This is a genomic window from Candidatus Stygibacter australis, assembly GCA_030765845.1.
Taxonomy (GTDB): domain Bacteria; phylum Cloacimonadota; class Cloacimonadia; order Cloacimonadales; family TCS61; genus Stygibacter; species Stygibacter australis.
In genome coordinates, this window is the sequence record JAVCDJ010000109.1 from 1 (window position 1) to 9,868 (window position 9,868).

The 9,868-nt window shown below is 40.0% G+C and carries 11 protein-coding genes; all 11 read left to right on the forward strand.

Annotation, left to right across the window (positions count from 1 at the left end):
- Nucleotides 1-444: 444 nt before the first annotated feature.
- Nucleotides 445-1,077: a TetR/AcrR family transcriptional regulator gene (locus tag RAO94_05650; protein ID MDP8321814.1), complete on the forward strand. Its 633-nt coding sequence runs from the start codon at nucleotides 445-447 to the stop codon at nucleotides 1,075-1,077.
- Between the two features lie 22 nt (nucleotides 1,078-1,099).
- A complete protein-coding gene (locus RAO94_05655) occupies nucleotides 1,100-1,516 on the forward strand; it encodes a hypothetical protein (protein ID MDP8321815.1) in 417 nt (138 codons plus the stop codon).
- An 11-nt stretch (nucleotides 1,517-1,527) separates the two neighbouring features.
- Nucleotides 1,528-2,214 carry a 4Fe-4S dicluster domain-containing protein gene (locus tag RAO94_05660; GenBank protein ID MDP8321816.1) on the forward strand — a complete coding sequence of 229 codons (687 nt, stop codon included), beginning with the start codon at nucleotides 1,528-1,530 and terminating at the stop codon, nucleotides 2,212-2,214.
- Nucleotides 2,214-3,167: a CoB--CoM heterodisulfide reductase iron-sulfur subunit B family protein gene (locus RAO94_05665; protein ID MDP8321817.1), complete on the forward strand. Its 954-nt coding sequence runs from the start codon at nucleotides 2,214-2,216 to the stop codon at nucleotides 3,165-3,167. The genes RAO94_05660 and RAO94_05665 overlap by 1 nt, the downstream gene beginning before the upstream one ends.
- Nucleotides 3,160-5,112: a CoB--CoM heterodisulfide reductase iron-sulfur subunit A family protein gene (locus RAO94_05670; GenBank protein ID MDP8321818.1), complete on the forward strand. Its 1,953-nt coding sequence runs from the start codon at nucleotides 3,160-3,162 to the stop codon at nucleotides 5,110-5,112. The genes RAO94_05665 and RAO94_05670 overlap by 8 nt, the downstream gene beginning before the upstream one ends.
- Nucleotides 5,109-5,543 carry a hydrogenase iron-sulfur subunit gene (locus tag RAO94_05675; protein ID MDP8321819.1) on the forward strand — a complete coding sequence of 145 codons (435 nt, stop codon included), beginning with the start codon at nucleotides 5,109-5,111 and terminating at the stop codon, nucleotides 5,541-5,543. Before RAO94_05670 ends, RAO94_05675 begins: the two co-directional genes overlap by 4 nt.
- Nucleotides 5,540-6,385 (forward strand): 4Fe-4S dicluster domain-containing protein, encoded by an 846-nt coding sequence (locus RAO94_05680; GenBank protein MDP8321820.1) that lies wholly within the window; start codon nucleotides 5,540-5,542, stop codon nucleotides 6,383-6,385. The genes RAO94_05675 and RAO94_05680 overlap by 4 nt, the downstream gene beginning before the upstream one ends.
- On the forward strand, nucleotides 6,357-7,400 hold the full coding sequence (locus tag RAO94_05685) for a 4Fe-4S dicluster domain-containing protein (protein ID MDP8321821.1): 1,044 nt from the start codon (nucleotides 6,357-6,359) through the stop codon (nucleotides 7,398-7,400). Before RAO94_05680 ends, RAO94_05685 begins: the two co-directional genes overlap by 29 nt.
- A 1-nt stretch (nucleotide 7,401) precedes the next feature.
- The gene (locus tag RAO94_05690) at nucleotides 7,402-8,208 is read left to right on the forward strand and encodes an FAD/NAD(P)-binding protein (GenBank protein MDP8321822.1); all 807 of its coding nucleotides are present in this window, start codon (nucleotides 7,402-7,404) and stop codon (nucleotides 8,206-8,208) included.
- A gap of 11 nt (nucleotides 8,209-8,219) precedes the next feature.
- Entirely contained in the window at nucleotides 8,220-9,116 is an 897-nt protein-coding gene (locus tag RAO94_05695) for a hypothetical protein (GenBank protein ID MDP8321823.1), read from the forward strand.
- A 308-nt stretch (nucleotides 9,117-9,424) separates the two neighbouring features.
- On the forward strand, nucleotides 9,425-9,868 hold a 444-nt coding region (locus RAO94_05700; protein MDP8321824.1), incomplete at its 3' end, for a TetR/AcrR family transcriptional regulator.

Here is a 9,868-nt window from a genome sequence, read left to right on the forward strand (position 1 = left end):
GCAAAAAGGAAGATTGCTTAATGACGTATCTTGTTGTAAAACATAATATTATGAAATCGGTGATTTGGCGGCTAAATGCTAATTGCTTATATTGTAGTCGTTTACAACAAGTCGGAAATATCAGTTACCAGTATGCTTCTTTAAGGCATACAGTGGGGATTTTGAGGCAATCCAGATAATTTTCGCAGCAATTTTGCCTGTGCGCCAGAGACATGAAATTTACTTAAAAAAAGGAAGGTTATTCCTGCCTATATACTATCAGATATCTTAATGGGAGTAGAGAGACAATCATTTATAAGGGGCTGATTATTTATAAATTAATCTGGAGAGTTGAGGTTAAATTCAGATGAAAAACGTGGGGATGCCAGTAAGTAAAAACAAAATAAATTGACACAATCTGACTCTCAGTCAGTTATTGACTCAAAGTATTTCAGGAGATTAAAAATGGGTACATCAGAACGCAAAGAAAGAGAACGTGAGCTCAGGAAAAGGTCAATTCTCACTGCTGCTCACAGGATCTTTATGGAGAAAGGTTTTGATAATACAACAATGGATGACATTGCTGATGCTGTTGAATTAAGTAAAGGAGCAGTATATTTCTATTTTAAATCTAAATCCGAACTCTGCCTCTCAATTCTGCTGGAAAGCCTGAAAGTTATTTCTGCCAGTTTCGATCAGATAAGCGGAGAAGCAATAAAAGGAATAGATAAACTAAAAAAGATCTTCGATGTTTATTATGATTTTCAGGAAGAAAATCCGCAGTTTTTAAATGCGATCATCAATTTCAGGCATCACCGGGCAGATTGTGATCACGAAAGCGAGATACTGCAGGCAACCTTGCAGGAGAATGATAAGATCAATATAATCTTAAAAAACTGTATTGTTAGCGGTAAGGCAGATGGCTCAATTGATAATACACTTAATGAAGAGATGCTGGCTAACTCTCTTTGGGGACAGATAAATGGGTTACTACCAAATATGATCCTTGCCAATAAGGAACATAATGAGATATATCATACGTCTCAGGACCTTTATAAATTTTCCAATTCCTTGATCATAAAAGCGATTCAGAGATAAAATATAGCAGAAGAGAGGTTATATGAGCGGAAAAGATGTAGCACAGGAAACCGTGAACAATTTTGAGATCATGTTCGATCTTTCCTTAACCAAGGACAAGATGATGGATATGATGCCCGGTCTCTTACTATTCCTGGCACGCAGGCCTGAGATGGTAGACTCCGTGCTTAAAACTATGCTTCCAATGATGGAGGGTATGGGTATTGCGGTTAATGATGATCTTTTGATCGAGATGATGCCGGGAGTGGTAAAAGCTGTGGATATGGAACCTGAGTTGGGTGGCAAGGTTTTTCAACGTATGATACCCATGATGCAGGCTTTTGGTTTGAAAATGAATTTCTACATTATGAAAAATGTAATGGGAATGATGATGATGATGATGTTCAAGCATCCGCGGGTAATCCCTTCCATGATGACCGCAATGCCTAAAATGATGTAAGAGAGGCAATTATGAGAGAATCTCAATTAGACTGGCTGCCCGGGTATGATAAAAAATTCGCTGAAGTCACACATGATATGGTCAACGACCTTGAGAAATGCCTGCAATGCGGGAAATGTACTTCACAATGTCCTGCCGCCAAGATATCTTCTTACAATCCAAGGAGAATAATCAGGGATCTTAGGGTAGGAAATATTGAAAAGGTGATCAGTTCACAAGAACTCTGGCTGTGTTTTTTTTGCGGCAGCTGTTATGCTGTTTGTCCACGTGATATTAATTTCCCTTATGCCGTCGCTATGATCCGCTATGCAGCATTAGATAAAGGTTATGGCTGGAGTGAAGTACAAAAAGTGAAAGATCCCTATGCTCAGGATTACTATAAAACCGGATTGAGTGTAAGTCCTCATGAAACAAATTTAGGCGTAAAGAAAGAGGTCGCGAAAAATTCCCACACTGATGGCAGGATGTCTTCCGTGAGAGAAAAAATGGGAATTGCCCCGGAGAGAGAGGTTTCCGAGCAGGCCATAAGTGAGATCAGATTCATAGCTGATGCTACAGGTATGACAGATCTTTTCAAAGATATTGATAAAAAGGAAAATAAAGAAAAACAATGGAATTATGGAAGTCCTGCAGATATGGTAAAGATCAAACGTGCCGGTAACGATAAATTTGAAGATCTTCAAGATAAGGAGGACTAATGCCGCGGCAAGAGATATTAGATAAAATAAAAGTTTCTGAGAAAATGTTCCTTTTCAAACCCTGTGTGGGAAGCAATAAATATCCAGGTATTATTACCTCAGCTGAAGATATATTCCCCAAACTGGACGTTGAGATTGAAACGAGTGAAGATCAAGCATGCTGCGGAGGTTTTTTAACTTTTACAAATGTAGCACAACCGACCAGTACCATGCCGGCTGTAGCAAGAAACCTGGCTCTGGCGGAAGAAAAAGGGCTGGATACTATCACGTTGTGCAACGGCTGTTATACATTCCTTACTGAGTTCGGCCATTTCATGAACGATCGACCTCCTGTGAAAGGAGTTGTTAATGTCATTCTTTCTATGATAGGGCGGGAATTCAAAGGTTCACAGAGCGTATATCATTCCATAGAGATACTATACAAGCTAAAAGATAAGATCAGAGAGCGAACGATAAGACCTTTGGAAGGGATGAAATTTGCTACTCATTACGGCTGTCATTATTTATTTGCCTTTAAAAAGACAGCTATCGACGATCCTTTTATGCCTTCTGTGATTGAAGAACTGGTAAGAGATATGGGTGGTGAGATCGTTGAATATCCTGAAGCTCGCAGTTGCTGCGGAACCGGGTTAACACAGGTTATACTACATAAGGAAGAGATCTCATTACCTCACACTAAAACGAAACTGGATAGTATTCAGTCAGTTAAACCTGATGCTGTTATTGGTGTTTGCCCATATTGTATTGCACAATTAGACAGGATGCAACAGAAATTCAATTATCGAAAGATCGGTAAATATGAGACTCCTGTTATCCATATAACCCAATTGATCGGGCTGGCTCTGGGAATAGAAGAAAAGAGACTTGGCTTCGGTGCTCATGCTATCAGTTTTGATAAATTCATGCAGAAATTCCATAAACTGGAGAAAGCAAGAGGAGAGAAGAATGGCTAGAATAGGTGTATTTATCTGTCATTGCGGTATCAATATCTCCTCTACGGTAGATGTGGAAAAAGTAACTGCGACCGTAAAGGAACTCCCGGATGTAGCTTTCGCTATGGATTATAAATTCATGTGTTCTTCACCCGGACAGAATATGATCCGGAATGCGATAAGAGAGCACGAGCTTAACAGGATCGTGGTTGCTTCGTGTTCACCCAGCATGCATCTTCCTACCTTCCAGAAAGCTTTATTGAACGAGCAGATGAATCCTTATCTCATTTCAATGGCTAATATACGTGAACAATGCAGCTGGGTTACCAAAGATCGAGAGGCAGCAACCCAGAAAGCATTAGACCTGGTCACCCGTCAGATCAAACGGGTTTCCCACCAGGATGAATTATTTGATATTGATGTTGAATTGCACAAAACCGCCCTTGTAATTGGTGGTGGTATTGCCGGAATACAGGCTGCTCTTGATATTGCTGATGGTGACAGAAAGGTGATCCTGGTAGAGAAGAGCCCTTCACTGGGTGGGAAAATGGCTCAACTGGATGAAACATTCCCGACCCTGGACTGCAGTCAGTGCATTCTTACACCGAAAATGGTCGAAGTTGCCCAGCATCCCAATATCCGGATCATGGTTAATTCCACTATAGGTAAGGTTGATGGTTTTGTGGGGAATTTTAAGGTAACAATCAACCGTAAAGCTACTTATGTAGATGAAGATAAATGTATCGGATGCGGAGTATGTCAAAGTAAATGCCCTTCCGAAGTTGCTCCAAATGAATTCAATGCCGGACTGGAGAAAAGGCCTTCGATCTATATTCCCTTTCCGCAGGCAGTTCCGGCTGTTCCAATAATTGATCCTGAAAATTGTCTGAAACTAACTAAAGGGACATGCGGTATTTGTGAGAAAGTATGCCCTGCTGAGGCGATTAGATATGATGATGAACCGAAGGAAATAGAAGTAGAAGTGGGAGCAATTATTGCTGCGATCGGTTATCGGGAAATGAATCCCAGTGTCTATACAGAATACGGCGGTAACAGATATCCTGATGTGATCACAGGCCTGCAGTTTGAAAGACTGGTATCTTCCACAGGACCCACCGGTGGCGAGTTGATTCGTTTAAGTGACGGTAAGGTTCCCAGACGAATAGTATTTGTGAAATGCGTAGGCAGCCGTGATGAAGATAAAGGGCACACATACTGCAGCGGTATCTGCTGTATGTATACAGCTAAACATGCTATGCTTTATAAACATCACGTACCAGATGGAGACGCTTATGTATGCTATATTGATATAAGGTCTCCAGGTAAAAGTTATGATGAATTTGTCCGAAGAGCGATCGAAGAAGATGATGTACGTTATCTTCGTGGAAGAGCAGGTAGGATCATGAAGTTAAAAAATGGTCAATACCGGGTTTACACAGAAGATACTCTGATAGGCAGACCTGTAGCCATTGATGCGGATATGGTTGTTCTGGCAAGTGCGGTTGAACCTCAAGGTGATGCGATCAAATTAGCCCAGATACTGGGAATAAGTTACGATAAGGACGGATTTTTCAATGAAGCTCATCCTAAACTTAAACCGGTTGAAACAGCTACTGCCGGCATTTTCCTGGCGGGAGCATGCCAAGGTCCTAAAGACATTCCTGCCAGTGTTCAGCAAGGAAGTGCAGCTGCTGCAAAAGTGCTTTCCCTGTTTGCCAGGGATACTCTTAAGAAATCAGCCAGGATCGCGATGGTCGATCCTTCCGCCTGCACCGGTTGTCTAACCTGTGCCTACGTTTGTCATTATTCAGCGATTGAAGAAGCGGATTTCGGCAGAAGAAAGGTTTCTAAGGTCATATCAGGTAAATGTCAGGGATGCGGTGCCTGTGTGGCTACCTGTAAAGGCAGTGCCATAACTCTTGCCGGATTCAGTGATGATGAACTTTTCGAGGAGATCGTATTATGAAAATGAATAAAGAACCTCAGATACTGGGAATTTTGTGTAAATGGTGCAGCTATACGGGAGCTGATCTGGCAGGAACCAGCCGTTTTACCTATCCGGCCAATGTTAAGATCGTACAGGTGCCCTGTTCCGGCAGAGTAGATCCTGTAATGATCTTTAAGGCTTTTGTTGAAGGTTACGACGGTGTCATGGTAAGTGGTTGTCACCCTGGTGACTGTCATTATGGTACCGGAAATTATCATGCTCGTAGAAAACTTGCTGTAGCGAGAAGACTGCTGAATTTCGTTGGTATTAATTATGATCGGATGCATTTCACCTGGATCTCGGCTGCAGAGGGGAAAAAATTTGCCGATGAGTGTACTCAATTCACTCAACAACTTAAAGATCTGGCAGATAAACCCAAGACACTTGCTCGAAAGGAGCTGGCTAAATGAAAGAACTGATCGTAAAAGCAAAAGAACTTTTTGAGTTAAAAATAATTGAAGTTCTCCTGGGATGGAAATATGATGAAATTATTAGTGATGTAAGACCTTATCTTTTTAAGGATATTTCCGAAATTGATGAACTTATCTATGATCGCAGAAGCGTGCACAACCTTACTAATTATCTTCCCAACATAACTAAAAGATATAAGAAAGTCGGGATAGTTTTGAAAGGCTGTGACGGCAGGTCACTTACTACCCAGATCGTGGAGCACAGGATCAACCTGAATCAGATCGTTGCACTGGCAGTTGGTTGTGAAGGTGTTGATATCGATGAAAAACAAGCCCCTAAGTGCGATGACTGCCCAACTAACATTTCTCCCATTGCCGATTATGTATTTGGAGAGAAAAAGACTGCAACTGAACCAGGTTATGATCAATTGAAAAAAATCGAAGCCATGACTGATCCCGAACGTTGGGATTTCTTTGCAGTCGAATTCGATAAATGCACTCGTTGTTATGCCTGTCGTCAGATCTGTCCTTTATGTTACTGCGAATTGTGTATTGCCGATCAGCATGAGCCAAAATGGATTGAAGCATCTGCGAAACTCTCTTCCAATACAATGTGGCATCTAACCAGAGCATATCACCTGGCGGGACGTTGTTCTGATTGTGGTGAATGTGATCGTATTTGCCCGGAAGATATTCCCTTAAGATTATTGAACAACGCTGTGGAAAAATCAGTTCTGGAAATGTTCAATGTCAGAGCAGGCACAATTCCTGATGAGCTACCGCCTTTAGTCGTTCTGGCTAAGGAAGATCCTGATGAAATACTGGGAGGAAGACATGAGTAACTGGAAAAAGTTAAAACTGAAGGACCTTAACAGATTTCTGGATGAGTTATCTTCCGGATACGAATTGTGGATACCCGAAAAAGAAAAACAAAAATGGATATGGAGTATCTATGATAAAACCGATGAAGTTCAATTTCCTCCAAATATAATTGATGAATCTGTGAAAGCTCTTTTCTTTCCGAAAAGAAGGCCCATTGCAGAATTCGATCTTAAGAAAAAATGGTCTGTAAAGCAGGTTGAAACCAGTACAAAACCGCGCGCGATTATGGGTTTGCGTTCCTGCGATGCAGAAGGTATTAATTACATGGACAGAGTTTTTTTGCATTCCGGATACACCGATGAGCTTTATAAAGGTGAAAGAGATCGCACATTGCTCATTGGCATGATCTGTGATGAAATGGGTGAAAATTGCCATTGTACAGATCGAAATAGTTCTCCTGATAAAACAGAAGGAATGGACATAATATTCAAACGTGTTCCAGATGGATTTCTTTTCCGGCAGATAACCGAAAAAGTTTCGGATATCTTAAATTTCGGTTTGTTAATTGATACAGATGAGATCTATGAGGCACCTGAATGGCCCCGTGGCAGATTTGAAGTCGCTGCACCGGAAGATGTACTTGATACTTACGATGATGAATTCTGGAATGATGTTTCCGATATCTGTTTAACCTGCGGTGGTTGTACTTTCAGCTGTCCAACCTGTTTATGTTTCCTGGTGGCTGATGAGAAATTCAAAGGGAAATGTGAAAGAGTGACAGTTTGGGATACCTGCCAGTTTTCTGCCTATTCCCGAATGGCAGGGGGGCATAATCCCCGTGATAACAATGCAGCCAGGGTTAGGAACCGGACTCTGGATAAATTTGGCTACAGCGAAAGGAAATACGGCAGGACTTCCTGTACGGGTTGTGGCAGATGTGTGATTATTTGCCCGTTGAAGAGAAGTTTTCCTTATATTGCCAGAAACCTGACCGAAAGGATAAAAGAAAAAAAAGCAGCATCGCAAGGAGCTTGAAATGGAATTGATCCCCAAAGCAGCAGTTATAAAGAAAGTTATAAATGAAAGTAATGATGTTAAGAGTTTTCTACTGGAGTTAGATGAGGGGAAACCTTTTTCTGCCTTACTAGGTCAATTTGTTGAGATTACTGTGCAAGGTATTGGTGAATCCACTTTTGCTATCAGCAGACAGAAAAAGGGGGCAACTCAATTTATAGTATCGGTGAAGAAAATGGGACACCTCACCAAGATGCTGCATCGTTTAACGGCAGGAGAATTTGTGGGAGTACGTGGACCTTACGGCAACAGTTTCCCCCTGGAGGAATGGTACAGTAAAAAACTTCTGATAATTGGTGGTGGCATAGGTCTGGCACCGTTAAGACCCGTTATTGATCAGATATTACTGGAAAAGGATAAATTTGCCGGTCTGGAAATAGTATTTGGAGCCAGGTCACCTCTGGATATATTATTTAAGGAAGATCTGAAGCTATGGGAATCTGATCCTTATGCCCGGTTGCATACAACAATCGATATTCCCTATGAAGGGTGGCACGGAAAGGTCGGATTTATTCCCAGTCTGGTAAAGGACCTTGCTTTAAAACCGGACAACAGTATCGCAGTTATATGTGGTCCACCTATAATGATCAGACTTACGGTGGAAGCGCTTAAAGCAATGAACTGGAAAGCTGAACAGATATTTACCACCCTGGAAATGAAAATGCAGTGCGGTATAGGTCAATGCGGGCGCTGCAATATTGGTGGAAAACTGATCTGTAAAGATGGTCCGGTTTTCAGAATTGATCAGATACCTTATGGTGTAATATAAAAGGAAGTGATATGAAAAAGATAATTTTATTGAGTATTCTTGTTATGGGAATTTTAACATTAACTGCTCAGGTTTATAAGCCTTATGTACTAGGTGCGATAAGTGATATGCCTTTAGATGAAACCATAGATTCTTTAAAAGTAAGTTTGCTTTATAACGGTTTAGATATTTCCGGAGAATATATGCCGGCAGATAATGAAAGCAGGTATGTGATCATTGTTTCGAGTCCAAAACTATTGGAAGCTATTTCTGCAAAAGGTGGTTCAAGGGCTTTTGCGGCTGCCTGGAGAATCGGATTAACCGATGTTGGGAATATGCTTCAAATCAGTTTTATGAATCCCCTATATTGGGGAAATGCCTATTTTCAAGATGATTTTAATGCTGTATGGACAGAACTTTCTGAAATGAATAATAAACTGGTTGCCAGTATGCAGATATTTGGTAATAATCCTATGCTCGAGTTTGGTTCTAAAGATGGACTGAAAGCAAAAAAACTGCAGAAATATCATTATATGGCTATGATGCCATATTTTAAAGATGTTGTTGATATAGCTGAATTTGAAAGTTATGAAGCGGCAATTTCTCGCCTAGAAAAGAATTTTCAAAGGAAGGATGATTTAGAACAGATATACAGGATAGATATTCCTAATAATAATCTTACATTGTATGGATTCGGTTTTTCAGGAGAAAAAGGAGAATCACTTTTTCTTCCAAAGATTGATAGTGGAGAACCTAAGCATACTGCTTTTCTGCCTTACGAATTTCTGGTGATTGATAACAAAGTTGTGATGCTGCATGGAAGATACCGCATCGCACTATCCTTTCCTGACCTTGATATGGGAACGTTCATGAAAATAATGAGCACACCGGGAAATATTGCCGAAGCTGTGGAATCTCTTACTGAATAAGAGGAAAACTTGAAGGTGGTGGCAAATATAGTGACAAACTAACCTCTGGAGAATAAAAAACTACAGCATTTGAGCTGTATCTAAAAATCTTGATCAGGCAGTGAATTTGCTCCTAGACATTTCTAATATTTTCTTTACAACTACATTTGTAAGGAAAATTAAAGAATACAGTGTCATGAAAAGCTATAATTACGAATCAGATTTACTTAAAAAAATGAAGGTATGCCTGAAATATTATATTACAACTTGACAGAATTATAACACAGAATTTCCTAGACCATCGGTCGAATATTAGAAAGGAGGTCGAGTTGAATAGAATAGAAAATGAGTTCGAAGCAAGAAAAAAGAAAATATTAAAATCAGCAAAAAAGTTGTTTATAAAATATGGATTTGATAATGTATCCTTGAATCAAATTGCTAAAGATGCAGATTTTGGCAAATCCACTTTGTATTACTATTTTTCCAGTAAAAATGAGATTTTATACGTAATTGTCAGGCAGTACGATCTGAGTAGGTTAAAAAAAAGTGAAGTAGCTTTTAATAAAGCTCTAGGTAGTTACGACAAGATTTATAGTTATCTGAAAGAATATTATAATTTCGTAAAAGTCAATAACAGAGCCTTATTTATGCTGACAAATCGAAATGTCCAACTGATTTATCGTGATATCATTCCAAATCTATCATCTGAGTTGATAGAAACATATGAGAGGCATTTTGTGAAATCTGCAGAAGATTTAAAGGAACAGTTAAAA